The sequence below is a fragment of the Nocardia sp. NPDC059240 genome, assembly GCF_042753865.1.
Taxonomy (GTDB): Bacteria; Actinomycetota; Actinomycetes; order Mycobacteriales; family Mycobacteriaceae; genus Nocardia.
The window spans coordinates 80,471-105,318 of the sequence record NZ_JBHZAC010000016.1 but is presented as its reverse complement, the minus strand read 5'-3'; the positions used below and the strand labels follow the sequence as shown (position 1 = coordinate 105,318).

At 67.4% G+C, this 24,848-nt stretch carries 29 protein-coding genes; 21 read left to right on the top strand and 8 right to left on the bottom strand.

The genetic code is table 11. The annotated features are described in order from the left end of the window. Position 1 precedes the first annotated feature (1 nt). A complete protein-coding gene (locus ACFXHA_RS40410) occupies positions 2 to 343 on the bottom strand; it encodes a hypothetical protein (RefSeq protein ID WP_379365838.1) in 342 nt (113 codons plus the stop codon). Between the two features lie 156 nt (positions 344 to 499). On the opposite strand from ACFXHA_RS40410, the gene ACFXHA_RS40405 reads away from it, so the two are divergent. From ACFXHA_RS40405 to hisH, 5 genes are all read left to right on the top strand, one after another. Continuing rightward, complete coding sequence (locus tag ACFXHA_RS40405) at positions 500 to 1,219, top strand: DsbA family protein (RefSeq protein ID WP_379365836.1); 720 nt, start codon at positions 500 to 502, stop codon at positions 1,217 to 1,219. A gap of 117 nt (positions 1,220 to 1,336) precedes the next feature. Further along, the gene (gene hisD, locus ACFXHA_RS40400) at positions 1,337 to 2,674 is read left to right on the top strand and encodes a histidinol dehydrogenase (RefSeq protein WP_379365834.1); all 1,338 of its coding nucleotides are present in this window, start codon (positions 1,337 to 1,339) and stop codon (positions 2,672 to 2,674) included. Beyond that, the gene (locus ACFXHA_RS40395) at positions 2,671 to 3,801 is read left to right on the top strand and encodes a histidinol-phosphate transaminase (protein ID WP_379365832.1); all 1,131 of its coding nucleotides are present in this window, start codon (positions 2,671 to 2,673) and stop codon (positions 3,799 to 3,801) included. Before hisD ends, ACFXHA_RS40395 begins: the two co-directional genes overlap by 4 nt. Then, positions 3,798 to 4,442, top strand: a complete 645-nt coding sequence (gene hisB / locus ACFXHA_RS40390) for an imidazoleglycerol-phosphate dehydratase HisB (protein ID WP_379365830.1) — start codon at positions 3,798 to 3,800, stop codon at positions 4,440 to 4,442. The genes ACFXHA_RS40395 and hisB overlap by 4 nt, the downstream gene beginning before the upstream one ends. Continuing rightward, positions 4,439 to 5,077 carry an imidazole glycerol phosphate synthase subunit HisH gene (hisH, locus tag ACFXHA_RS40385; protein WP_379365828.1) on the top strand — a complete coding sequence of 213 codons (639 nt, stop codon included), beginning with the start codon at positions 4,439 to 4,441 and terminating at the stop codon, positions 5,075 to 5,077. The genes hisB and hisH overlap by 4 nt, the downstream gene beginning before the upstream one ends. 87 nt (positions 5,078 to 5,164) lie before the next feature. On the opposite strand, the gene ACFXHA_RS40380 is transcribed toward hisH, so the two are convergent. Beyond that, a complete protein-coding gene (locus ACFXHA_RS40380; RefSeq protein WP_379365827.1) occupies positions 5,165 to 6,124 on the bottom strand; it encodes a patatin-like phospholipase family protein in 960 nt (319 codons plus the stop codon). Positions 6,125 to 6,306: 182 nt separating this feature from the next. After that, a complete protein-coding gene (locus tag ACFXHA_RS40375; protein ID WP_379365825.1) occupies positions 6,307 to 6,780 on the bottom strand; it encodes a nuclear transport factor 2 family protein in 474 nt (157 codons plus the stop codon). 100 nt (positions 6,781 to 6,880) lie between these two features. On the opposite strand from ACFXHA_RS40375, the gene ACFXHA_RS40370 reads away from it, so the two are divergent. Beyond that, complete coding sequence (locus tag ACFXHA_RS40370; RefSeq protein ID WP_379365823.1) at positions 6,881 to 7,336, top strand: MarR family winged helix-turn-helix transcriptional regulator; 456 nt, start codon at positions 6,881 to 6,883, stop codon at positions 7,334 to 7,336. Positions 7,337 to 7,344: 8 nt separating this feature from the next. Here the strand turns inward: ACFXHA_RS40370 and ACFXHA_RS40365 are convergent, their stop codons facing one another. Then, positions 7,345 to 8,124 carry an LppP/LprE family lipoprotein gene (locus ACFXHA_RS40365; protein ID WP_379365821.1) on the bottom strand — a complete coding sequence of 260 codons (780 nt, stop codon included), beginning with the start codon at positions 8,122 to 8,124 and terminating at the stop codon, positions 7,345 to 7,347. Positions 8,125 to 8,136: 12 nt separating this feature from the next. On the opposite strand from ACFXHA_RS40365, the gene priA reads away from it, so the two are divergent. From priA to hisI, 4 genes are read left to right on the top strand one after another with little or no spacing between them, the layout of a single operon-like run. Continuing rightward, positions 8,137 to 8,868, top strand: coding sequence for a bifunctional 1-(5-phosphoribosyl)-5-((5-phosphoribosylamino)methylideneamino)imidazole-4-carboxamide isomerase/phosphoribosylanthranilate isomerase PriA (priA, locus tag ACFXHA_RS40360; protein ID WP_379365820.1), 732 nt, complete (start codon positions 8,137 to 8,139; stop codon positions 8,866 to 8,868). Continuing rightward, a complete protein-coding gene (locus ACFXHA_RS40355) occupies positions 8,865 to 9,686 on the top strand; it encodes an inositol monophosphatase family protein (protein ID WP_379366009.1) in 822 nt (273 codons plus the stop codon). The genes priA and ACFXHA_RS40355 overlap by 4 nt, the downstream gene beginning before the upstream one ends. Then, the gene (gene hisF, locus ACFXHA_RS40350; protein ID WP_379365819.1) at positions 9,683 to 10,456 is read left to right on the top strand and encodes an imidazole glycerol phosphate synthase subunit HisF; all 774 of its coding nucleotides are present in this window, start codon (positions 9,683 to 9,685) and stop codon (positions 10,454 to 10,456) included. The genes ACFXHA_RS40355 and hisF overlap by 4 nt, the downstream gene beginning before the upstream one ends. Further along, a complete protein-coding gene (gene hisI, locus ACFXHA_RS40345; protein WP_379365817.1) occupies positions 10,453 to 10,803 on the top strand; it encodes a phosphoribosyl-AMP cyclohydrolase in 351 nt (116 codons plus the stop codon). Before hisF ends, hisI begins: the two co-directional genes overlap by 4 nt. A gap of 55 nt (positions 10,804 to 10,858) precedes the next feature. On the opposite strand, the gene ACFXHA_RS40340 is transcribed toward hisI, so the two are convergent. The 4 genes from ACFXHA_RS40340 to ACFXHA_RS40325 form a co-directional block, all read right to left on the bottom strand. Continuing rightward, complete coding sequence (locus ACFXHA_RS40340) at positions 10,859 to 11,356, bottom strand: MarR family winged helix-turn-helix transcriptional regulator (RefSeq protein WP_379366008.1); 498 nt, start codon at positions 11,354 to 11,356, stop codon at positions 10,859 to 10,861. 191 nt (positions 11,357 to 11,547) lie between these two features. Then, positions 11,548 to 12,144, bottom strand: coding sequence for a permease (locus ACFXHA_RS40335; RefSeq protein ID WP_379365815.1), 597 nt, complete (start codon positions 12,142 to 12,144; stop codon positions 11,548 to 11,550). A 79-nt stretch (positions 12,145 to 12,223) separates the two neighbouring features. Continuing rightward, the gene (locus tag ACFXHA_RS40330; protein ID WP_379365813.1) at positions 12,224 to 12,682 is read right to left on the bottom strand and encodes a peroxiredoxin; all 459 of its coding nucleotides are present in this window, start codon (positions 12,680 to 12,682) and stop codon (positions 12,224 to 12,226) included. 135 nt (positions 12,683 to 12,817) lie between these two features. After that, on the bottom strand, positions 12,818 to 13,024 hold the full coding sequence (locus tag ACFXHA_RS40325; protein ID WP_379365812.1) for a hypothetical protein: 207 nt from the start codon (positions 13,022 to 13,024) through the stop codon (positions 12,818 to 12,820). Positions 13,025 to 13,322: 298 nt separating this feature from the next. Here ACFXHA_RS40325 and ACFXHA_RS40320 point away from each other — a divergent pair, with 298 nt between their 5' ends. The 11 genes from ACFXHA_RS40320 to ACFXHA_RS40270 all read left to right on the top strand — a co-directional run bounded on the left by ACFXHA_RS40320 (position 13,323) and on the right by ACFXHA_RS40270 (position 24,789). Continuing rightward, positions 13,323 to 14,888 (top strand): anthranilate synthase component I, encoded by a 1,566-nt coding sequence (locus tag ACFXHA_RS40320; protein ID WP_379365810.1) that lies wholly within the window; start codon positions 13,323 to 13,325, stop codon positions 14,886 to 14,888. Next, entirely contained in the window at positions 14,885 to 15,811 is a 927-nt protein-coding gene (locus ACFXHA_RS40315) for a TIGR02234 family membrane protein (RefSeq protein WP_379365809.1), read from the top strand. Before ACFXHA_RS40320 ends, ACFXHA_RS40315 begins: the two co-directional genes overlap by 4 nt. Positions 15,812 to 15,960: 149 nt before the next feature. Next, positions 15,961 to 16,779, top strand: a complete 819-nt coding sequence (gene trpC / locus ACFXHA_RS40310; protein ID WP_379365807.1) for an indole-3-glycerol phosphate synthase TrpC — start codon at positions 15,961 to 15,963, stop codon at positions 16,777 to 16,779. A gap of 8 nt (positions 16,780 to 16,787) precedes the next feature. Beyond that, entirely contained in the window at positions 16,788 to 18,059 is a 1,272-nt protein-coding gene (trpB, locus tag ACFXHA_RS40305; RefSeq protein ID WP_379365805.1) for a tryptophan synthase subunit beta, read from the top strand. Beyond that, a complete protein-coding gene (trpA, locus tag ACFXHA_RS40300; RefSeq protein WP_379365804.1) occupies positions 18,056 to 18,856 on the top strand; it encodes a tryptophan synthase subunit alpha in 801 nt (266 codons plus the stop codon). The genes trpB and trpA overlap by 4 nt, the downstream gene beginning before the upstream one ends. A gap of 201 nt (positions 18,857 to 19,057) precedes the next feature. Continuing rightward, a complete protein-coding gene (gene lgt, locus ACFXHA_RS40295; RefSeq protein WP_379365802.1) occupies positions 19,058 to 20,221 on the top strand; it encodes a prolipoprotein diacylglyceryl transferase in 1,164 nt (387 codons plus the stop codon). A 24-nt stretch (positions 20,222 to 20,245) separates the two neighbouring features. Beyond that, positions 20,246 to 20,713: a TM2 domain-containing protein gene (locus ACFXHA_RS40290; RefSeq protein WP_379365800.1), complete on the top strand. Its 468-nt coding sequence runs from the start codon at positions 20,246 to 20,248 to the stop codon at positions 20,711 to 20,713. 190 nt (positions 20,714 to 20,903) lie between these two features. Then, complete coding sequence (locus ACFXHA_RS40285) at positions 20,904 to 21,659, top strand: transporter substrate-binding domain-containing protein (RefSeq protein WP_379365798.1); 756 nt, start codon at positions 20,904 to 20,906, stop codon at positions 21,657 to 21,659. A gap of 21 nt (positions 21,660 to 21,680) precedes the next feature. Further along, on the top strand, positions 21,681 to 22,349 hold the full coding sequence (locus ACFXHA_RS40280; protein WP_379365796.1) for an amino acid ABC transporter permease: 669 nt from the start codon (positions 21,681 to 21,683) through the stop codon (positions 22,347 to 22,349). 90 nt (positions 22,350 to 22,439) lie between these two features. Beyond that, a complete protein-coding gene (pyk, locus tag ACFXHA_RS40275; RefSeq protein ID WP_379365794.1) occupies positions 22,440 to 23,864 on the top strand; it encodes a pyruvate kinase in 1,425 nt (474 codons plus the stop codon). Positions 23,865 to 23,877: 13 nt separating this feature from the next. After that, the gene (locus tag ACFXHA_RS40270; RefSeq protein ID WP_379366007.1) at positions 23,878 to 24,789 is read left to right on the top strand and encodes an acyl-CoA thioesterase; all 912 of its coding nucleotides are present in this window, start codon (positions 23,878 to 23,880) and stop codon (positions 24,787 to 24,789) included. Positions 24,790 to 24,848 lie beyond the last annotated feature (59 nt).

Genomic DNA, 24,848 nt, shown 5'->3' with positions numbered 1-24,848 from the left:
CTCAGATCGGGCCGCTTTCGCCCGACGCGCAATCGGCCTCCGAGACACCGCCCTCGGTCCCGAGGGTGGCGCCGATGCGGACGTGCTCGACGCCCCCGATATCCCGGCAGCGAATGAAGGCGTGCTGTCCGGCGCCCGTGCCGGGCGGGCAGGTGAGGGTGCTGCGATTCGGAACCGAGTTATCGGAGACGCACTCGGCGGGAGCCGGTTCGGCCGTGGCCCTGATGGTGACCGGCATTCCGAGTACCGAGCCGAGGAGGCATGCGCCCAAGGCCGCGAAAATCACGAGCTTGCCGATGAAATCCATGCGCTGATAGTCCGGATCGGAGAAATGCCCGGTCAAGGTGACCCAGGCGACAAAATGGCCGTTTTCCCAGCTCCGGTACCTGTTACACGTTGTCCGCTGCGGATTGTTTTTTCATGGCATTTACGGTGGGAGGGATTGACAATCGAGTGTCGGAGCTATTCGGGCAAATGACCAGCAATATCATGGACAACCATGAATCGCAGCAGCCGGAAAGTCGCCGGAGTGACCGGGAAACGCCGCATTCTCAACCCGATGTCCGTGGGCGCGATCATTGTCATCGTCGCCTTGATCGCGGTCCTCACCGCCAATTTCGTGCACAAGCACGACAAGCAGCAGCAGGCCGTCGCACCCGTCGCCCCGCCCGCGGTCTTCACCCCGGACGGCCGCCTGCGCTTCGGCACCGGCGCGACCGTCGTCACGGTCATCACCGACTTCCAGTGCCCGATCTGCCACCAGTTCGAAACGACCACCGGACCGACCCTCACCGAACTGGTGAACGCGGGCACGGTGACCGCCGACTACGACACGGTCGCGGTCCTCGACGGTCTGTCCAAGGACAACTACTCCACCCGCGCCGCCAATGCCGGCACCTGTGTCGCCGTCGCCGACAAGCAACTCTGGCTCGATTTCAGCAAACGGCTCTTCGAGAATCAGCCCGCCGAGAACGGTCCCGGCCTCACCGACGACAAGCTGATCCAGATCGCCGCCGACGCCGGGGTCACCGGTTCCGACCTCACCGACTGCATCCACTCCGGCCGGTACAACGGTTTCGTGGCCTCGCACAGCCGTATTGCCATCACCGCCGGTCTGACCCATGTGCCCGTGGTGAAGGTCGGCGACACCGTGCTGGAAAACCTCGGTCCCGACGGCTTACGCGCGGCTATCGCACGGGCGACCTCGGCCGGGCAGTAAAGCGCTGGCGGCGACCCGATACGCTGGTACCCGGTCGCAAGCAGTTTCGACTGCGTCGCCGATCCCTTGAATGAGGCACCGCCCTCGAATCAGCACAGACAAGGACTTCAGAGCGCTATGACTAGCCGCATCGAGCTCGCCCGCGAGGACCTGCGCGGACGTACTCCCACTGCTGCCGAACTGCGCGCGGCACTGCCGCGTGGAGGCGTCGACGTGGACTCGGTGCTGCATCATGTGCGTCCCGTCGTGGAGGCGATCCGCGATCGAGGCGTCGAGGCCGCGCAGGAATTCAGCCTGAAGTTCGACGGTGTCGCGCCCGCCTCGGTGCGCGTGCCCGCCGCCGAACTGGACAAGGCTCTCGCCGAGCTGGATCCGGCCGTGCGCACCGCCCTCGAGGTCGCCATCGAGCGCACCCGCAAGGTGCACAACGATCAGCGGCGCACCGACAAGACCACCCAGGTGGTGCCCGGCGGCACCGTCACCGAGCGGTGGATTCCGGTCGAGCGGGTCGGCCTGTACGTGCCGGGCGGCAATGCCGTCTACCCGTCCTCGGTGGTCATGAATGTGGTTCCGGCGCAGGCCGCGGGCGTGGACTCGCTCGTCGTCGCCTCGCCGCCGCAGGCCAACTTCGGCGGCCTGCCGCACCCGACCATCCTGGCCGCCGCCAAGCTGCTCGGCGTCGAGGAGGTGTGGGCGGTCGGCGGTGCGCAGGCCGTGGCGCTGCTGTCCTACGGCGGCACCGACACCGACGGCGCACAGCTGGAACCGGTCGACATGATCACCGGGCCGGGCAATATCTACGTGACCGCCGCCAAGCGGCTGTGCCGCGGCCTGGTCGGTATCGACGCCGAGGCCGGGCCCACCGAGATCGCGATCCTCGCCGACGCCACCGCCGATCCCGTGCACGTGGCCGCCGACCTGATCTCGCAGGCCGAGCACGATGTACTGGCCGCCAGCGTGCTGGTGACCGACAGCGTCGAGCTCGCCGACGCCGTGGATGCGGCGCTGACCAAGCAGATGGCCGTGGTCAAGCACCACGATCGCGTCGCGGAAGCCTTGTCGGGCAAGCAGTCCGGCACCGTGCTGGTCGACGACATCGCCCAGGGGCTGCGCGTGGTCAACGCCTACGCCGCCGAGCACCTCGAGATCCAGACCGCCGACGCGTCGGCCGTCGCGGCCCAGGTGCGTGCCGCCGGAGCGGTTTTCGTCGGCGCCTGGTCGCCGGTGTCGCTGGGCGACTACTGCGCGGGCTCCAATCACGTGCTGCCCACCGCCGGATGTGCCCGGCACTCTTCGGGTTTGAGCGTGCAGACCTTCCTGCGTGGCGTTCACGTCATCGAGTACTCGGAGGCGGCGTTGAAGGATGTCGCCGGGCACGTGGTCGCGCTGGCCAATGCCGAGGACCTGCCCGCACACGGTCAGGCCGTGCAGGTGCGATTCGGAGAGCTGGCGTGAGTGCTGTGACCGTTCCCGGATCCAATATTTCTCTCGATGATCTGCCGCTGCGGGACAACCTGCGTGGCAAGAGCCCTTACGGCGCACCGCAATTGACGGTGCCTGTACAGCTCAACACCAACGAGAACCCGCACCCGCCGAGCAAGGCGCTCGTGGACGATGTCGCCGAATCCGTGCGTGCGGCCGCGGCCGATCTGCACCGCTACCCGGATCGCGACGCCGTCGATCTGCGCACCGATCTCGCGGCCTACCTGACCCGCCAGACCGGTATCGCCGTGGATGTGGCGAATGTGTGGGCCGCCAACGGTTCCAACGAGATCCTGCAGCAGCTGCTGCAGGCCTTCGGCGGACCGGGCCGCAGCGCACTGGGTTTCGTGCCCTCCTACTCGATGCACCCGATCATCTCCGAGGGCATCGACACCGAGTGGATCGAAGCCAAGCGCAACGGCGACTTCTCCCTCGACATCGACTACGCGGTCATGTCGGTGGGCGACAAGCGGCCCGATGTGGTGTTCGTGACCAGCCCCAATAACCCGACCGGGCACAGCATTCCGATCGCGGACCTGGAGCGCATCCTCGAGGCCGCGCCCGGCATCGTGGTGGTGGACGAGGCGTACGCCGAATTCTCCTCCGCGCCTTCCGCGATCAGCCTGATCGACAAGTACCCGGCCAAGCTGGTGGTCAGCCGCACCATGTCCAAGGCGTTCGCCTTCGCGGGCGGGCGGCTCGGCTACCTGGTGGCCGCGCCCGCGGTCATCGACGCCATGCTGCTGGTGCGGCTGCCGTACCACCTGTCCGTGGTCACCCAGGCCGCCGCGCGGGCCGCCCTGCGGCACGCCGACGAAACCCTGGGCAGCGTCCACGAATTGGCGTCCCAGCGTGACCGCGTCATGGCGGCGCTGAACGAGATGGGCTACGACGTCATCCCGTCCGACGCGAACTTCGTGCTGTTCGGCCGCTTCGCCGACGCGCCCCGCGCCTGGCAGCACTACCTCGACGAGGGCGTGCTCATCCGCGATGTCGGCATCCCCGGCTACCTGCGCACCACCATCGGCCTGGCCGCCGAGAACGACGAATTCCTGCGCGTCAGCGCGAAACTGGCGTCCGAGGAGCTGATCGCCCGATGACCACCGACCGTATCGATTCCCGGCCCGCCGACAGGATCGCCCGCGTCGAGCGCACCACCCGTGAGTCCAGCATCGTGGTGGAGCTCAACCTCGACGGCTCCGGCAAGACCGACATCTCCACCGGCGTCCCGTTCTACGACCACATGCTGACCGCCTTCGGCCAGCACGGCAGCTTCGACCTGACGGTTCAGGCCAAGGGCGACATCGAGATCGAGGCCCACCACACCGTCGAGGACACGGCCATCGTCATCGGCCAGGCGCTCGGTCAGGCCCTGGGTGACAAGAAGGGCATCCGTCGTTTCGGCGACTGCTTCATCCCCATGGACGAGACCCTCGCGCACGCCGTCGTCGACGTGTCCGGGCGGCCGTACTGCGTGCACACCGGTGAGCCGGATCACATGCTGCACACCATCATTCCGAGCGTCGCGCCGACGGCGTCGTACTCGACGGTCATCAACCGGCACGTGTTCGAGTCGATCGCGCTCAACGCCCGCATCGCCCTGCACGTGCGCGTCCTCTACGGCCGCGACCAGCACCACATCACCGAGGCCGAATTCAAGGCTGTCGCACGGGCTTTGCGCGCCGCCGTCGAATACGACCCGCGCGTGTCCGGTGTTCCGTCGACGAAGGGCTCGCTGTGAGCAAGAAGATCGCCCTGCTCGACTACGGTTCCGGCAACCTGCACTCCGCGAGCCGCGCCCTGGCCCGCACGGGTGCCGAGATCACCATTACCGCCGACCCCGAAATCGCCTTGAACGCGGACGGTCTCGTGGTCCCGGGCGTCGGCGCGTACGCCGCCTGCATGGCGGGCCTGCTGGAGGTGCGCGGTGAGCGCATCATCGGCAAGCGGCTCGCCGGTGGCCGTCCCGTGCTCGGCATCTGCGTCGGCATGCAGATCCTCTTCGAACGCGGCGTCGAATTCGGTGTCGAAACCGACGGCTGCGCCGAATGGCCTGGCACCGTCGAACGCCTGGACGCCCCGATCCTGCCCCACATGGGCTGGAACACGGTGCAGGCCCCCGACGACACCGTCCTCTTCGCCGGCATGGACCCCGACACCCGCTTCTACTTCGTCCACTCCTACGCCGCTCAACACTGGGCATGGGATCCGGACGGCGGCTCCCACGTCGCCCCGGCCAAACTCACCTGGGCCGAACACGGCGTCCCGTTCCTGGCCGCCGTCGAGAACGGGCCGTTGAGCGCCACCCAGTTCCACCCGGAAAAGTCCGGCGACGCGGGAGCCCAACTGCTCCGCAACTGGATCGACTCGATCTGATCGACCCGCACGTGCGTTGAACACCGAAACCCCCGCTGATTGCGGGGGTTTCGGCATTAGATCACGGCAACAGGCCGAATCCCTTGTTCAGCGCCAGAATTCGGCTATCTGCGCGGCGCGGGCCTTGCCCTCCGCGTATCCGGCGCGCGCGGCGGGCGGACGGATCCCGGGATCCATCAATGTGCCGAACGAGTCGACGGTGGCGTCGTCGGGCATGATCGTTTCCACGGCGCTGCCACCCGCTCGCAGTTCCTCGACCTGCACGGCGAGCTGCATGCCCCATTCCTGCGGCGCACGGGTCCGGCCGCCGAGCGGCGAGAGGACCAGCACGCGCTCGTATCCGGCTGCCAGATCGGCGTTTTCGGCCGATCGCCGATAGCCTCCGTCGAGATAGCGGCTGTCGCCGATCTCGTAGGGGCCCATGCCGAAGCCGCTGGTGGTGCTGGCGGCGACGGCATCCACCAGTTCGACGCCGCTGTAGCGGTCGAAGACCACCGGCTCACCGGTGTAGGCGTCGATCACGGTCAGGTACACCAGCTGTTTCGGCCAGTCCGGGCTGGGCAGCCGGGTGGCGACCATGTCGTGCCACCGCTGCTGTGCGGAACCGTCCGAACCGGCATCCAGTTCGAGCGAGGCCGCACACAGTCTCCGGCGCAGATCGGCCGGATCCGAAGCGGCGGCGATGATCTCGCTCGTCGTCTGCATGTGGTTGGCGACCGAGCCACCCGGACCGCGACCACCGCCGGGCCCGCCCGGTCGCTGCGGCACCACGGCTGAGAGGACGTCGGCGTACAGCTGGGCCGGGTTCGTGGAGGTGATCTGGGCCGCGGCTGTCGCCCCGGCCGAGGTGCCGATGATCAGATCGGCGTTGGTCACATCGATCCCGCCCTCGAGGAGTCCGGCGACGGCGCCGAGCACCCAGGCATTGCCCGCCGAGCCGCCACCGCCGAGCACCAAAGCGCGCTCGCGCGGTTGATCGTGGTCGGCCGGTCGGTCGGCAGCGGACGGCAAGGTCACGGGCCGGGTGGAGTAAAGATTCTTGTTCATGGGAATCGCCCTTCGCGAATTGCGTTGGTGGCGCTCCCGATAGCGACTACCTCAGTCGCGCGATCGTGGACAGCGGGGGAGCGCCCACTACAGACATTGCGTTCATGGGTCTCACCTCCTACTGCTGGATCACGATCGCGTCGACCTTAGCACCCCCGCTCCGCGCCGCGCAGCTTTGTTTGTCAGGCCGCGGAGGATGTCGGCCGGGTGCCGACCGACCAGACCGGGCTGGAGGCGACGCTGGTGAACTGCCAGCCGTCGGCGGTGCGGACGGCGGTGAAGCGGTACACCTCGCCGAGAGTGAGACGCGGCCGGGCACCGAGAGTCGGGTCCTCGGCGTCGCCCCAGGCGAAAGTGACCAGCAGGTTGGCGCGGACTTCGGCGGTGTCACCGTCCACGTCGACCAGGATGCCGCTGATGACGTGCTGAACTCGCTTGTCGGGGGAGTGGTTTCGGCTGGCCTGGGCGACCATCGCGGTGCGGCCGACGGCGAGACCGCCGGGGGTCTGGGCGGTGGCGTCGGGGGTGTAGAGAGCGGCCAGTTCATCCCAGTCGCCTTCGTCCAGTGCCCGGCCGAGCCGGTTCACCAGCTCGGTGATCTCGAATTTGTCGGCCAGATCCTGGATTCGGCGGGTGGTGGTATCGATCGCGTTCATGGTTACAGTCTTTCGGCGAGATTGTTGGTGACTCCAACGTTGGTGAAACCAATGTAACCGATTGTGGGTGTCCCCAACAAGTCTTGCTAGATTTCTTTCCATGGACACCCCGCCCGAAGGGGCTTCCGGCCGATTGCGCGCCCTCCCCACCCGCCTCATCGGCCAGGTCGCCATCATCGCCAACCGCTGCACCGAAAAGGCGTTGGAGCCCACCGGTTCCCGCCGCTACCACTACGCGCTGCTGGCCACCCTCGACGAACAGGGCCCGCTCTCGCAGGCCGAGGCCGGCCGCCGCACCGGCATCGACCGCAGTGATGTCGTCGCCGCCGTCAACGACCTCGCCGACCGCGGCCTGCTGCACCGCACCCCCGACCCCGCCGACCGCCGCCGCAACACCCTCACCCTCACCCCCGCCGGTCGCGCCCACCTTGCCGACCTCGATGAACGCCTGGAAGCCGCCCAGCGCGACCTACTGCCCGGCTTCACCCCGGCCGAACGCGCGAACCTGGTCCTCACCCTGAATCGCGTCCTCGAATCCCATTCCCGCGACAGCTGATTCCCGCCTCAGCATTTCGTGGTCCCCGGCTCCACGGTCGCCCCGAGCACGCGCGGCGGCCGCCCGGATTCCACCACTTTCGCCCCGTCCCAACGGTATTGCACGCAGTAGAACGTCCCGTCCGCGCACGCGTCACAGCTGCCGGGAATCTTGAACCGCAACCCCACACTGTCATCGGTCGTATGCGCCGGATCCGGCGAGATAAAGCTGTTCCACGTAGGCTCCGCCGTCCCCACATACCCGCCCCGATGAAACAACAACACCTGCATCGGCGAACTCGCCGTCGCCCCTTCGATACTGATCAACGCCGCCGACAACCCCGAGCAAATCCCATTGACCGTCGGATTGGCCCCCACCGCGGGCAACGCCCACTTCCACGGCTTCCCCGGCACCACCTCCACCGGTGACAGGCTCGCAGCCGCGTTCCGGACCACCGCCGGATCCGGCTTGCACTCCTGCTCTCCACTCCCGGCAACAGTGCTCTGAACTGGAGACGACGTGGTTGCGGCGGCAGCCGTGGTCACCGCCGTGGCAACCGCCGACGGCGTGGGCCGCGCACCCGTCCCGGCATCGCTCCCACACCCCGCGAGTGCGAGAACAGCGATCGCCGACAGGACAATTCGCGCATTCCGCACCACAACGTCTCCTCCGCTCGGCATCGATTCGCACCAGCCTGGCATCCACCCCGCGAACATGTCCGGGGATTCGTCGAGGAAGACCGAACCGACCGTGCTTCCGTGATTGCCGTATTTGCCCAGGCCGACGGCGGGCCATCTGTCGGCAACCACTAAGCTGCTCCCGTGAGTCTTGTGCTGCTACCCGCCGTCGATGTCGCCAATGGTGAGGCCGTGCGCCTGGTTCAGGGGGAGGCGGGCAGCGAAACCGGTTACGGTTCGCCGCGTGACGCCGCCCTGGCCTGGCAGCATGCCGGGGCCGAGTGGGTCCATCTGGTGGATCTGGATGCCGCGTTCGGCAAGGGCTCGAATTACGAACTGCTGGCCGGGGTCATCGGGGAACTCGATGTGAAGGTCGAGCTGTCGGGCGGGATCCGGGACGACGCGTCGCTGAAGGCGGCGCTGGCCACCGGGTGCGCGCGGGTCAATATCGGCACCGCGGCCATCGAGAATCCGGAATGGTGTGCCCGCGCCATCGGCGAGTACGGCGACAAGATTGCCGTCGGCCTGGATGTGAAGCTCATCGACGGCGAGTGGCGGCTGCGCGGACGCGGCTGGGTCACCGACGGCGGCGACCTGTGGGAGGTGCTCGAGCGGCTCGAACGCGACGGGTGCTCGCGCTACGTGGTCACCGACGTGTCCAAGGACGGCACCCTGACCGGTCCGAACCTGGAACTGCTCTCGCAGGTCGCCAATGCCTGCGAGGCCCCGGTCATCGCCTCGGGCGGCATTTCCGTCCTCGACGACCTGCGTGCCATCTCGACCCTGGTCGAGGAGGGTGTGGAGGGCGCGATCATCGGCAAGGCGCTGTACGCGGGCCGGTTCACGCTGCCCGAAGCCCTGGCCGCGGTCCGCTGACCGTGCCCGAACTCGACGAGCTGCTCAGCATCGCAACGGCGGTGCTCGACTCCGCCGCACCGCGTTTCGTGGAAGGCATCGGGGCGCCGAGCGCGGTCGAGAAGGGGCGCAACGACTTCGCCACCGAACTCGACCTGGAACTCGAGCGGACGATTTCCCGGGAACTTGCGGCGCGCACCGGAATCCCGGTGCACGGCGAGGAATTCGGTGGCCCGCAACTGACCTCGGGCACCGCCTGGGTGCTCGACCCCATCGACGGCACCTTCAACTATTCGGCGGGCAGCCCCATGTGCGGCATGCTGCTGGCGCTGGTGCGCGACGGCGTCCCGGTCATCGGGCTGACCTGGCTGCCCATCCTCGGTCAGCGGTACGCCGCCATCCAGGGCGGGCCGCTGCTGCTGGACGGAAAGCCGTTGCCGCCCTTGGCGCCGGCCAAGCTCGCCACCGCCATGATCGGCTTCGGCAGCTTCAATCTCGATGGGGCGGGCCGGATTCCGGGCATCTTCCGATTCAACCTGCTGGGCGCGCTGTCGCGGCTGTCCGGCCGCCAGCGCATGTACGGGTCCACCGGCATCGACCTGGCCTACACCGCCTCGGGAATTCTGGGCGGCGCGGTCGTGTTCGGACATCACCCGTGGGACAACGCCGCCGGGGTGGCGATGGTCCGGGCCGCAGGCGGCGTCGTCACCGACCTGCTCGGCGCGGACTGGACCATCGAATCCGGTTCGGTGCTGGCCGCCGCGCCCGGCGTGCACGAAGAACTACTGGATCTGATCGCCGAGACGGCCGATCGAGTCCGAGGAGAGGCAGAGCAATGAGTTTGGCAGTGCGAGTGATCCCCTGCCTGGACGTCGACGCGGGCCGCGTGGTCAAGGGCGTCAACTTCGAAAACCTCCGGGATGCGGGCGATCCCGTCGAACTGGCGGCCACCTACGACGCGCAGGGCGCGGACGAGCTGACCTTCCTCGACGTCACCGCCTCCACCGGCGACCGCGGCACCATGATCGACGTGGTCACCCGCACCGCCGAACAGATCTTCATCCCGCTGACCGTCGGCGGCGGCGTACGCACCGTCGAGGACGTGGATCGGCTGCTGCGCGCGGGCGCGGACAAGGTGTCGGTGAACACCGCCGCCATCGCCCGGCCCGAGGTGCTGCGCGAAATGTCGGAGCGCTTCGGCTCGCAGTGCATCGTGCTGTCCGTCGACGCCCGCACCGTGCCGGCCGGTCAGGCCCCCACCCCGTCCGGCTGGGAGGTCACCACCCACGGCGGCAAGCGCGGCACCGGCATCGACGCGGTCGAATGGGCCGTGCGCGGAGCCGAATTGGGCGTCGGTGAGATCCTGCTCAACTCCATGGACGCCGACGGCACCAAGGCGGGCTTCGACCTCACCATGATCCGGGCCGTGCGCGCCGCGGTCTCGGTGCCGGTCATCGCCTCCGGCGGCGCGGGCAAGGTCGAGGACTTCGCGCCCGCCGTGCAGTCCGGTGCGGACGCGGTGCTGGCCGCCAGCGTCTTCCACTTCGGCGACCTCACCATCGGTCAGGTCAAGGACGCCATGCGCGCGGAAGGAATCACGGTCCGATGAGCTCGCTCGATCCGGCGATCGCCGTGCGTTTGAAGCGCAACTCCGACGGGCTCTTCGCCGCCGTCGCCCAGGAGAAGTCCACCGGTGCCGTGCTCATGATGGCGTGGATGGACGACGAAGCCCTGGCCCGCACCCTCGAAACCCGCAAGGGCACCTACTATTCGCGCTCCCGGCAGCAGTACTGGGTCAAGGGCGAGACCTCCGGCCACACCCAGTACGTGCACGAAGTACGCCTGGATTGCGACGGCGACACCGTGCTGCTCATCGTCGACCAGGAGGGCGCGGCCTGCCACACCGGCACCCACACCTGCTTCGACACCGATGTGCTGCTGGCGCAACAGGACTGACCGTCATTCCGGCGGGGCGCGGCCCCCGTCATTCCGGCGTGCTTGTGGCCGGAATCTAGCCGGTTTCCTGCGAATTCACGTCCAGATGCGAGATCGGCCGCCCCGAGCGGCCGAGCCCGCGGCCCATACCCTTGTCCAGCTGCGCCACCAGCGTCTCGCCCAGCGCGAGCAGCTGCTCGGTCTGTTCCTCGTCCAGCCCGTCGAACACCAACCCGCGCACGCACTCCAGATAGCCGGGCGTGGCCTCGGTGATCTTGCGGAATCCGGCATCGGTCAGCACCGCCTGCGCCCCGCGCCGTCCCGTGATGGTGACGCGTTCGGCCCAGCCGAGTCGTTCGAGTTTGGAGACGACGTGCGACAACCGTGATAGCGATGCGTTTGCCTTTTGCGCAAGCTCGCTCAGTTGCAACCGGTGGCCCGGTTCTTCGGAGAGCAGAGTCATCACGAAGTATTCGAAATGGGTAATCCCGGACTCGCGTTGCAGCTGAGTATCCAGGGCCGCGGGAAGTCTGGTGGTCAGCGCGACAAGGGTACGCCAAGCTCGCTGTTCCATGGGATTCAACCACTTGGTCACCGTGCGCGCCCTCTCGTAGCAGCCAAGTTTCCCGTTGTGCCGGCCGATGGGAGAGTCTGCGATACGGCATCGAACGAGTCACTCGCACGTCAAAGTTTGCCACGATTTCGCTCGTCAGTCACGGTGTTGCTGAATGACGTGACATCGATCACGCGTGTCGCGACGGTAAATCAGTTCGTGCCGACTTCTGGAGGATTAGCCGGAGTTTCCGGCGACACGCTCGGCTTTTCCGGTTGGTTGCGCTGACGCTCGGCACGATGGCGGCGGAATCGCCTGCGCATCAAGAGAAATGCCACCGCCAAGAACAACACGGCCGCCACGATCGCGCCCGCGAGTGCGGCGCCACGGAATCCGGGACCGTCGACATCGAGAATGCGCTGACCGGCGTGTGCGGCATTGGAATCGCCGAGGACGATGGTGAGCGTCATCAAATTCGGGATGGCCACGATGAGTGCGAGAACCGCTGCGGCACCGGCGATAAACCTACCGCCCCGTTTTCGCCAGCTGAGGCCCGCCGCCAACAACAGAAAAAGTGGCACAGCCGTACATACCGCGCCCATTATCAGGCCGTACCAGATCCCTTTTGCGAAACTCGAACCGACCATTTCCGCGAGGCGCTGCGCCCACCATCGTGGAATGAACGCCGCCAGGATCAAGTACGCGAGCCACAACACCACCGCGGCGATGACACCCGCAATGATGCGATTGCGCCACGTGACGAAGGTTGAACGCTTGCCCTCCGACTGTTCGGTGCTCGGCGTAGTCATGCGCCCAGCGTATGTCCGATTCGCTGGCGCGCGAAGGATCGACGCTCCGGCGGCTCAGCCGCCGGAGTGCGGAAACTGTTCAGGCCCGCGAGCGCAGGAACTGCAAGGCTTCGTCCGCATGCACGTTCGCGCGCAGCTCACTCGAGATGACCTTGGCGATGGTCCGATCGGGGTCGATCACGAAGGTCGTCCGCTTCACCGGAACCAGCGCCCCCAGCAGTCCCCGCTTTACCCCGAACTCGGCCGCCACCTTCGCGCCCGGATCCGACAGCACCGGATACCCCAGCCCCTGCTTCTCCGCGAACCCCGACTGCACATCCACCGAATCCGCGCTGATTCCCACGCAACTGGCCCCCGCGGCCTTGAATTCGGTTGTCAGATCCCGGAAGTGACAGGCCTCCGCCGTGCACACCGGCGTGTTCGCCGCCGGATAGAAGAACAACACCACCGGCCCGTCGGCCAGCAACGACTCGAGCGACCGCAAGGTCCCCGACTGATCCGGAAGCTCGAAATTAGGAGCGAGCTGACCTGCCTTCATACCCCGTACAGTACCCCAATTTCCATCGTGCACAACCTATCTGGCCGCTGGTTGTGGACCTGTTTTGCTTGGGGGTCCGGGGGTGAAACCCCCGGAGCCCCAACCACCCCCGACACGGGGTGTCGGTTATCGGTGTTACACGCCGATGAGGGCGGCGACCTCAGGGTTCTTGATGTCCATGACATCGAGGATGCCGTGGGCGCGCAGGAACGGCTTCAGTTCCCTGATGCGGTCGGTGTGCTCGGCGTACTCGTCCGGGAAGCTCCGCGGGTCGAGGGCTTCCAGGGCCTTCACATACGTGACGAACGAGGCGATGGCGGAGTACTTTCCGCCCGGATTCATATTCATCATCCGCGGCGGCTGGCCGGGGTGGATACCCGGGGCGATCTGCGGAGCTGCGTGCCGTGGACCCTCCGGTGCTACCGGTTGCGAGGGGTACATCTGTGTTGAACTCCTCTCGAAAATGGGGATACCGCGTGCGACCTCTCCATCTTGCTGCCGGAGCAGTGACGATCTCCTCAGCATGGAGACCGGCGCGAGTGTAGTGATGACCGCTTCAGGTATTCGCCGCAGGTGCCGCCTCGGCTGGGCCGGGGAGCGCGATTTCTGAACCGATCCCCGGGCCTGGAATGATGGGTGAATGCACGGCTCGCATGGTTTGCCTCTGAACGCGGCTACCGACTCGACCACTTCCCGGGAGCAGTTCCGGGCGCTCGCGGCCGATCACCGGGTGGTCCCGGTGGTCCGAAAGGTGTTGGCGGACTCCGAGACTCCACTCTCGGCCTACCGCAAACTGGCCGCCGACCGGCCCGGCACCTTCCTGCTGGAATCGGCGGAGAACGGCCGCTCCTGGTCGCGATGGTCGTTCATCGGCGCGGGCAGCCCGAGTGCCCTGACCGTGGTCGACGGCCAGGCCGCCTGGCTGGGCCAGACCCCGGCCGACGCGCCGGTGGGCGGCGATCCGCTCATCGCGCTGCGCGAGTCGCTCGAAGTGCTGCGCACCGAAAGCCTGCCCGGTCTGCCGCCTTTGACCGGCGGTCTGGTCGGCTACCTCGGCTACGACACGGTCCGTCGCCTCGAACGCCTGCCCGTCCTGGCCACCGACGACCTGCAGGTCCCGGAGATGGTCCTGATGCTGGCCACCGACCTGGCCGCCTTCGACCACCACGAGGGCGCGATCACCCTGATCGCCAACGCCGTCAACTGGAACGGCACCGACGAGCGCGTCGACGAGGCCTACGACGACGCGGTCGCCCGCCTGGACCGCATGACCGACGCGCTGGCCGCCCCCGCCGACTCCACCGTCTCGGTCTTCGATCGCCCCGAACCGAACTACCGCCGCCAGCGCACCTCCGACGAATTCGGTGCGGGCGTGCGCCGATTGGTCAAGGAGATCGAGGCGGGCGAGGCGTTCCAGGTGGTGCTCTCGCAGCGTTTCGAGATGGAGTACAACGGGACTCCGCTGGACCTCTACCGCATGCTGCGCGCCTCCAACCCGAGCCCGTACATGTACCTCATGCACATTCCGGACGGTTCCGGCGGCACCGCGTTCTCCATCGTCGGTTCCAGCCCGGAATCGCTGGTGACGGTGAAGGACGGCGTGGCCACCACGCACCCGATCGCGGGCACCCGCTGGCGCGGGGTCACCGAGGAGGACGATCTCCTGCTCGAGAAGGGCCTGCTGGCTGACGAGAAGGAGAACGCCGAGCACCTCATGCTCGTCGATCTGGGCCGCAACGATCTGGGCCGCGTCTGCGAACCCGGCACGGTGAAGGTCACCGAGTACCGCCACGTCGAGCGGTATTCGCATGTCATGCACCTGGTTTCGACGGTGTCGGGTCGTCTCAAGCCCGGCAAGGTCGCCCTCGACGCGGTGCAGGCGTGCTTCCCGGCCGGAACGCTGTCGGGCGCCCCGAAGGTCCGCGCCATGGAGTTGATCGAGGAACTCGAGCCCACCCGACGCGGCGTCTACGCCGGTGTCGTCGGCTACCTCGACTTCGCCGGTGACGCCGACACCGCCATCGCCATCCGCACCGCCCTGGTCAAGGACGGCACCGCCTACGTCCAGGCCGGGGCCGGCATCGTCGCCGACTCCGACCCGGACTACGAGGACGTCGAATCCCGCAACAAGGCCATGGCCGTCCTCAAGGCCATCGCCGCCGCGGAAACCGTGCGCGCCTACCGCCCGACCGGCCAACCCGAATGAGTGCTCCGCAACCCGGCGCGAATTCGGCGGACAGAGAGTTACCGACCGCGGAGGCGGCGGCGAAAACCGCTGCGGCCGAAGCGGACTCGGCAGCCGAGGCGAGTACGACCGAGCCCGGCGGGGGCGACACCGCCGCCGGGAGCACGGCCGAGCGTGCGATAGCGGCCGACCTGGCCGAGGCCGAGGCGGCCACTCCCGCCGCCGGAGCGGACGCACCCAAGCGGTCCAGGCCGCTGGCCGCGGTGGTGCTGCTCGCGGTGGCGGCCGCCCTGCTGTGGGCGTCCTCGCGGATGAACTGGGCCCGCATCGAGATCACCAGCGACTACGGCCTGCCCCGCACCAAGGACCTGAACGGCGGCGTCTGGTTCGGTGCCTTGACCCCGCTGGCCCTGGTCTTCCTGGCCACCATCGCGGCCGTGTTCGCGACCCACGGTTGGTGGCGGCGCGCGGTCGGCGTGGTGGTCGCGGTCGTGGCCGCGATGTCGGCGGTGCCCGCGTACGCCCTGCTCATGCACCAGGGCACGGCCGGGCGGGCGGAGCGGCTGGCCGAACTGCACGGCGGCGACCATGCGGGCGCGGTGACGACCTCGGCGCTCCCCGCCGTGGTGTCGCTGGCCGGTGCGGTGGTCGCGTTCGTCGCCGGGCTGCTGCTGGTGCGGCAGTCGTCCGAGGCGAAACGGATGTCCGGCAAGTACGACAATCCGGCGAATCGCAAGCTGTCGGCGGCCGAGCAGGTTGCCGCACATCACGCCCGCGTGCGGGACCCGGGATCCGGGTCACCCGATGCCTCTACCGGGCAGTTGTCGGGCCGCGTGCTGTGGGACGCGCTCGACGAAGGCGTCGATCCGACCGACGACGAAACCAATCACCCTGCCCCGCACGATGATCCGAATGACAGCGGATCGCGAGACCAACGCCACTGAGCTGGGTGGGGGAGCGGCAGTGAAGCCGACTCCTGCCCCGCCGTCAAGCACGGGAACATAGCCATTTACTCTTTATCAGCATCGGTGAGACAGCGCCTGGGGGGATTCTCAGGCAGCAAGTCCGTCTCCCCAGAAAGGATTCGAGCCAGATGACGGTACTCGACTCGATTCTCGACGGGGTCCGCGCGGATGTGGCCGCTCGCGAAGCCGTTCTGGATTTCCAGGCAGTGAAGGCCGCCGCCGCGAAGGCCAAGTCTCCGCGTGACGCCAAGGCAGCCCTGCACGCGGACGGCATCGGCGTGATCGCCGAGGTGAAGCGGTCCAGCCCCTCCAAGGGCGCGATCGCGGACATCCCGAACCCCGCCGACCTGGCCCGGGCCTACGAGGACGGTGGCGCGCGCATCATCAGCGTGCTGACCGAGGAGCGCCGTTTCGGCGGTTCGCTCGCGGATCTCGACGCTGTCCGCCAGGCCGTGGACATCCCGATCCTGCGCAAGGACTTCATCGTCGGCCCATATCAGATTCACGAGGCCCGCGCCCACGGCGCGGACGTGATCCTGCTGATCGTGGCCGCCCTCGAACAGGACGTGCTGGCCTCGCTGCTCGACCGCACCGAATCGCTCGGCATGACCGCACTGGTCGAGGTGCACACCGAGGAGGAAGCCGACCGGGCCCTGCAGGCCGGCGCCAGCGTGATCGGCGTCAACGCCCGCAACCTCAAGACCCTCGAGGTGGACCGGGATGTGTTCGCGCGCATCGCCCCCGGCCTGCCCAGCGAGATCATCCGGGTCGCCGAATCCGGAATCCGCGGCACCGCAGACCTTTTGGCCTACGCCGGTGCGGGCGCGGACGCCGTGCTCGTCGGTGAGGGCCTGGTGACCAGCGGTGACCCGCGGGCCGCCGTGGCCGAGCTGGTGACCGCCGGAACCCATCCTTCCTGCCCGAAACCGGTTCGCCGGGGACGGTGAAAGAGCCGATGACACAGACTGAGAAGGCTCCCGGCCTGCCGCAGGCGAGCGCCGGCGTCACCACCAAGAGCCACGAGCCCGACCTGGGCGGCCACTTCGGCGTCTACGGCGGCCGCCACGTGCCCGAGGCGTTGATGGCCGTGATCGAAGAGGTCACCGCCGAATACGACAAGTGCCGGGTGGACCCGAACTTCCTCGACGAGCTCGACCGGTTGCAGCGCGACTACACCGGCCGGCCCTCGCCGGTGTTCGAGTGCAAGAACCTGGCTCAGCACGCCGGTGGCGCGCGCATCTTCCTGAAGCGGGAAGACCTGAACCACACCGGTTCTCACAAAATCAACAATGTGCTCGGCCAGGTGTTGCTGGCCAAGCGGATGAACAAGACCCGCGTCATCGCCGAGACCGGCGCGGGCCAGCACGGCGTCGCCACCGCCACCGCGTGCGCGCTGCTGGGCATCGAATGCGTCATCTACATGGGCGCGGTCGACACCGTGCGCCAGCAGTTGAACGTGGCCCGCATGCGCCTGCTCGGAGCCGAAGTCATCAGTGTGACAACGGGTTCGCAGACGCTCAAGGACGCCATCAACGAGGCGCTGCGCGACTGGGTCACCAACGCCGATCGCACCTACTACTGCTTCGGCACCGCCGCGGGCCCGCACCCGTTCCCGCTCATGGTGCGCGACTTCCAGCGCATCATCGGCCTGGAGGCGCGTCAGCAGATCCAGACCCACACCGGGCAGCTGCCGGACGCGGTAACCGCCTGTGTCGGTGGCGGTTCCAACGCCATCGGCATCTTCCACGCCTTCATCGACGATCCGGGCGTGCGCCTGATCGGCTACGAGGCCGCGGGCGACGGTGTCGAAACCGGCCGTCACGCTGCCACTTTCACCGGTGGCACCCCGGGCGCGTTCCAGGGCGCCTACTCGTACCTGTTGCAGGACGAGGACGGGCAGACCATCGAATCGCATTCCATCTCAGCGGGTCTGGACTACCCGGGCGTCGGCCCGGAGCACGCCTACCTCAAGGACACCGGGCGGGCGCAGTACTACCCGATCACCGATACCGAGGCGATGGACGCGCTGCTGCTGCTCAGCCGCAGCGAGGGCATCATCCCGGCCGTCGAATCCGCGCACGCGGTCGCGGGCGCGCTGAAGCTCGGTCAGGAACTCGGCCCGGGCAAGATCATCGTGGTGAACCTGTCCGGTCGCGGCGACAAGGACATGGATACGGCCGCCCAATGGTTCGGGCTGTTCGACAAGCCCGAGGGGGAAGCCCAGTGAGCCAGCAGTCCCGTCTCGCCAACACCTTCGCGGCCTGCCGTGAGGAGAACCGCGCGGCCCTGATCGGCTACCTGCCCGCCGGCTATCCGGATGTGCAGGGCTCCATCGACGTCTGCCGCGCCATGGTCGAATCCGGTTGCGACATCATCGAAGTCGGCGTCGCCTACTCCGATCCGGTGATGGACGGACCCACCATCCAGCGTGCCGCCGAACAGGCGCTCGCGGGCGGTGTCCGGGTGCGCGACGTGTTCAAGGTTGTGGAGGCCATCTCCCAGGCCGGCGGCAAGGCCGTGGTCATGACCTACTGGAACCCGGTGCTGCAGTACGGCGTCGACACCTTCTCCCGCGATCTGGCGGCGGCGGGTGGCCTCGGCCTGATCACGCCCAACCTGATCCCGGAGGAGGCCGACGACTGGTTCGTGGCGTCCTCCACCCACAACCTGGACCGCATCTTCCTGGTCGCGCCGTCTTCCACCGAGGAGCGACTGGTCAAGACCCTGGAAGCCTCACGTGGCTTCGTGTACGCGGCCTCGACCATGGGCGTCACCGGCGCCCGTGACGCGGTCTCGGATATGGCCCCGGCATTGTGCGCCCGCGTGCGCGCGCACTCCGATATCCCGATCGGTGTCGGCCTCGGTGTGCGCAATGGCGCGCAGGCGGCCGAAATCGCCTCCTACGCCGACGGTGTCATTGTCGGATCGGCGCTGGTATCGGCTGCCGCCGAAGGTTTGGGCGCGGTGCGGAAGCTGACCGAGGAATTGGCGCAGGGCGTGCGTTCGGCCTCGGTTTCTCAGTAATACGCAGCTCTTCGGGAAGGCGCGTACCGAATTCGGTACGCGCCTTTCCTTTTGTTCGAAACACAGTTTCCGAATTCTCTCGATGGTGTCGTATATCTGTTGTGTTACGGGGCCCTGACCGGTCGTCGGCCCGCTCGCGCAGATCGAGCACCTCACCCTGGGTCGGCGCGCCGCTGCCCATTTCGGCTACGGTGGTGACTCGTGACCTTACGAGCCCTTGCCGAGAGCACCGGCGCTGATGTCCTGGCGTACATTCCGAGCCCGCCGCGCGGGGTATGGGACATCGGGCCGTTCCCGCTGCGGGCCTATGCCATCTGCATCATCCTCGGCATCGTCGCGGCCATCTGGCTGGGGGAGAAGCGCTGGATCGCCCGCGGCGGACAGTCCGGGCAGGTGCTCGATGTCGCCATGTTCGCGGTCCCATTCGGTCTGATCGGCGGACGGCTCTACCACGTGGCCACCGACTGGCAGAAGTACTTCGGTGCCAACGGCCACCCGATGAACGCCTTCAAGATCTGGGAAGGCGGCCTCGGCATCTGGGGTGCGGTGCTGCTCGGCGGCATCGGCGCCTGGATCGGCTGCCGGGTGTACCGGATTCCGCTGCCCGCCTTCGGCGATGCCATCGCGCCCGGCATTCTGCTGGCGCAGGCCATCGGCCGGTTGGGCAACTACTTCAACCAGGAGCTCTACGGCCGCAAGACCGATATGCCGTGGGGTCTCGAGATCTACCAGCGCTTCGACCACAACGGCGGCCTGGACATGATGAACGGAACCGCCGCGGGCGCGCCGCTGTTCGTCGTACAGCCGACCTTCCTCTACGAGTTGATCTGGAACCTGCTCGGCGTCGGCGTCCTGCTCTACCTGGACCGTAAGTTCCGCATCGGCCATGGCCGGCTGTTCGCGCTCTACGTCGCGGTCTACTGCTTCGGCCGGTTCTTCGTCGAACTGCTGCGCGACGACGAGGCCACCCACATCCTGGGCCTGCGCGTCAACACCTTCACCTCGGCGATCGTATTCGTCTGCGCCGTGGCCTATTTCCTGTTCGCGACCAAGGGGCGGGAGACGCCCGAGCAGCTGCGTCCCGGGATCGAGCGGCCGTGGCCGTGGCAGTTCGCCGCGCTGCGGGCGTTCGGTGCCGCGGCGGTCGTGGCCGAAACCGCTACGGAATCGGACGATTCCGACGTATCGGAGAAGTCTGAGTCGACCGAACCGGAAAAGGCCGAGGCCGAGGCCGAATCCGCTACCCCCGGCAACGAATCCGAGACCGACCGCGATAACTCTTCCGAATCCGGTGATTCCGATCCGGAGGCCGAGGAGTCCGTCGACCAGGCGAAAACCGTCGAGTCCGGCAAGAATGGCTCCTGATATCCGCGAATCAGGAGGACGCGAGTGACCGACCCTTTCAACCAACAGCCGCCGCAGGACGGGCCGCAGTACGGTGCGCCCGGCACCGGGCCGCAGTACGGGCAGCAGCCCTACGGCCAGCAGCCGTACCCGGGCCAGCAGCCGTACGGCCAGCCTGCCCAGCCTTACGGTCAGCCCGCGCAGCCCTACGGCCAGCCGCCCGCGCCCTACGGGACCCCCGGTCCCGCGGGCCCGTACGGCGGTGACCCGGAGGCCCCGTACGGCCGTGATCCGTTCGGAGTTCCGTTGTCGGACAAGAGCAAGCTGACGGCGGGCTTGCTGTCGCTGTTCCTCGGTCACTTCGGCATCGGCCGGTTCTACCTGGGCTACACCACCATCGGCGTACTGCAGTTGGTCACCTGCGGTGGCTGCGGTGTGTGGGCCTTGATCGACGGCATCATGATCCTGACCGGCAAGGTCCCCGATCTGCAGGGGCGCCCGCTGCGCGATTAGCGCGACACTTCGCCTGCGAGCGGCCGTCACTCGACCGAGTGGCGGCCGCTCGGCCATATCATCAGGACCGGATTCGGTTCAAGGTTTTCGCGCAGTGTGATGGTTGCCGTGCCACCCAGTCGGTTCGCGGCGTACCCTTTGTCGGTTATTTGTCGCGTGTTCATTCACGCCCGAGGAGAGGTCCCCACTCGTGCGCCGTAAGCTCGCCGCCCTCATGCTCGCCGTAGTCGCCGCGGCCGGGCTGGTCGCCTGCAGCTCCAGCAAGGACGACGCCAACGTGTTGAAGGTCGGCACCGAGGGCACCTACTCTCCCTTCAGCTACCAGGACAACGGCAGCCTCACCGGGTACGACGTCGACGTGATCAAGGCCGTCGGCGACAAGATCGGCAAGAAGGTGGAGTTCACCCAGGCCCCCTGGGACTCGCTGTTCGCCGCCCTGGAATCCAAGCGCGTGGACCTCATCGCCAACCAGGTCACCGTGAACGACGCACGGCAGCAGAAGTATTCGCTCTCGCAGCCCTACACCGTGTCCGAGGGCGTCATCGTCACCAAGACCGGCAACGACGGCATCCACACCCTCGCCGACCTCAACGGCATGACCTGCGCCCAGTCCGAGACCAGCAACTGGGCCCAGGTCGCCAAGACCGCCGGTTGCAAGGTCGAGGCCATCCCCGGCTTCGTGGAGGCCACCCAGCTGCTCAAGACCGGTCGCGCCGACGCCACCGTCAACGACACCCTCGCGGTGAACGCTTACACCAAGGCGCAGGGCACCGGCACCATCCAGATCGTCGGCAAGACCGGTGAGACCTCCAAGCAGGCGTTCGCCGCCCGCAAGGACTCCCAGGCGCTGACCGACCAGATCAACAAGGCCATCGACGAACTGCGCGCCGACGGCACCCTGGCCAAGATCTCGGACAAGTACTTCGGCACCGACGTCAGCAAGTAAGCGGCACAGGGCGATTCGACCATGGACGACGCCACCTGGGCACTGATCGAGCACAACCTGTGGCCCATGCTGAAGGCCACGGTCACCTCGACGCTGCCGCTGACCGCCCTCAGTTTCGTCATCGGGCTGGCGATCGCGCTGTTCGTGGCGCTGGCCCGAATGTCGAACAACTGGGCGCTGTCGGCCCTCGCGCGGTTCTACATCTCGCTCATTCGCGGCACGCCGTTGCTGGTGCAGCTGTTCATCATCTTCTACGGCCTGCCCAACCTGAATATCGTGATCGACCCGTTCCCGGCGGCCGTGATCGCCTTCAGCCTCAACGTGGGCGGGTACGCGGCCGAGATCATCCGGGCCTCGATCCTCTCGGTCGCGGCCGGGCAGTGGGAGGCGTCGTACGCGGTCGGCATGAACTACGCGCAGGCGCTGCGATTGGTCATCCTGCCGCAGGGTGCGCGCATCGCGGTGCCGCCGTTGTCCAACACGCTCATCTCGTTGGTGAAGGACACCTCGCTCGCCTCGACCATTCTTGTGACGGAGTTGCTGCGCACCGCGCAATCGGCCGCCGCACCCACCTTCGACTTCTTCGCGCTGTATGGCGTGGCGGCACTTTACTACTGGGTAATATGCCTGATCCTGGGCTTCGGCCAAACTCGCTTGGAGACCGTACTGGCCAGGCATGTCGCGCGTTGACCAGGCATTAGCTGAACGGCTGCTTACGAGAACCGTATATGTGTGTGCCGGGCTCGGCATGAGGGTTGTCACAGGTCTAGGGTTTAAGTCGTGATGCGACGAACGAAGATTGTGTGCACCCTCGGACCTGCTGTGTCATCCGAGGACCGGATTCGTGAGCTCGTCGAAAGTGGCATGGATGTTGCTCGCCTGAACTTCAGCCACGGCGAGCATTCGGACCATGCCGAAAACTATAAAAAGGTGCGCGCCGCCAGCGATGCCGCTGGCCGCGCCGTCGGTATCCTCGCCGACCTGCAGGGCCCGAAGATCCGCCTGGGGCGGTTCGAGGGTGACGGCAAGACCGTCTGGAACACCGGTGAGGAAGTCCGAATCACCGTCGACGACATTGTGGGAACTCACGACCGGGTTTCGACCACCTACAAACACCTCGCCAAGGACGCCAAGCCCGGCGACCGGCTGCTCGTGGACGACGGCAAGGTCGGGCTGACCGTGCTGCGCGTCGAAGACAACGACGTCATCTGCCGAGTCACCGAGGGCGGGCCCGTCTCCAACAACAAGGGCGTCTCGCTGCCCGGCATGGACGTCTCCGTGCCGGCCCTGTCCGAAAAGGACATCGACGACCTGGAATTCGCCCTCGCCCTGGGCGTGGACTTCATCGCGCTGTCCTTCGTGCGCTCGCCCTCCGATGTGGAGCTGGTGCACGACATCATGGATCGCGTGGGCCGCCGGGTGCCGGTCATCGGCAAGCTCGAAAAGCCCGAAGCCATCGACAATCTCGAAGCCATCGTGCTGGCCTTCGACGCCGTCATGGTCGCCCGTGGCGACCTCGGCGTGGAGCTGCCGCTCGAGCAGGTGCCGCTGGTGCAGAAGCGCGCCGTGCAGATGGCCCGCGAGAACGCCAAGCCGGTCATCGTGGCCACCCAGATGCTGGAATCCATGATCACCAACTCGCGCCCGACCCGCGCCGAGGCCTCGGATGTGGCCAACGCGGTGCTCGACGGTGCGGACGCGGTCATGCTCTCGGGCGAGACCTCGGTCGGCGACTACCCGATCGAGGCCGTGCGCACCATGGCCCGCATCGTGCACGCCGTGGAATCCGAGTCCTCCACTCGTGTTCCGCCGCTGACCCACGTGCCGCGGACCAAGCGCGGTGTCATCTCCTACGCCGCCCGCGACATCGGCGAGCGGCTCAATGCCAAAGCGCTGGTTGCCTTCACGCAGTCCGGTGACACGGTGCGCCGCCTGGCTCGCCTGCACACCCCGCTGCCGCTGCTGGCCTTCACGCCGCAGGCGTCGATTCGCAGCCAGCTCGCCTTGACGTGGGGCGTGGAAACGTTCATCGTTCCTCCGGTGGGCACGACCGACGAGATGATCCACCAGGTGGATAACGCGTTGCTCTCGATCGGGCGATACAAGAAGGGTGACCTGGTGGTCATCGTGGCCGGTTCGCCCCCGGGTACTGTCGGGTCCACCAACCTGATCCACGTGCATCGCATCGGCGAGGAGGACCACTAGTTTGAGTGCGTCGCTGGACGAGACGTCTACGGACGTCGTCGCGGACCCCGAGGGGACCGATCGAGCCGAGGACCTGCGGGAGCTGTTGCGCCTGCTGGACCTCGAGGAGAACGGACCCGACATCTTCATCGGTCAACATCCGGAGAAGGTATGGAGCCGCACGTTCGGCGGCCAGCTGGTGGCCCAGGCGATCATCGCCGCGGGCCGCACGGTGGGCCCGGAGCGTCCGATCCACGCGATCAACGCGCACTTCGTGCGCGGCGGAGATCCCAAGGCGCCGATCGAATATCACGTCGATCGGCACCGGGACGGACGCTCCATCGCCAACCGCACGGTGACGGCGTACCAGGACGGACAGGAACTGTTCGTCATGCTCGCCGCCTTCCAGGACTGGGGCAAGGGGCTCGAGCACGGCGCGCCCCTGCCCGACGTCCCCGGCCCGGAAGACCTTCCCCGCGTGGAAGAGTCCTTCGTGGGCATGGAGGACAAGCTCCAGATGTTCATCAACGCACCGCATCCCATCGAGATGCGGTACACGAACGACCCGGCCTGGATCCTCAAGGGCAAGGGTGAGAGCCTCGACTACAACCGGGTCTGGATGCGCACCGACGGCGCGCTACCCGAGGATCCGCTGATTCACGTTGCGGCGCTGGCGTATTCGTCCGACACCACGGTGCTGGACTCGATCGTCACCACGCACGGCCTGTCCTGGGGCTGGGACCGCATCATCGCGGCCACCGTGAACCACTCCATCTGGTTCCACCGCCCGTTCCGCTTCGACGACTGGGCGCTCTACGCGACCGAGTCGCCGGTGGCGGCGGGTTCCCGCGGCCTGGCCCGCGGCCACTTCTACTCCCGCACCGGCGAGTTGCTCGCGACCACGGTGCAGGAGGGCGTGATTCGCCACTTCCCGGCGCGCCGCTGACTTTCGACGCTTATCGGGCCGTACCCCATTGGGGTACGGCCCGATTCGCGTTTCGGGCC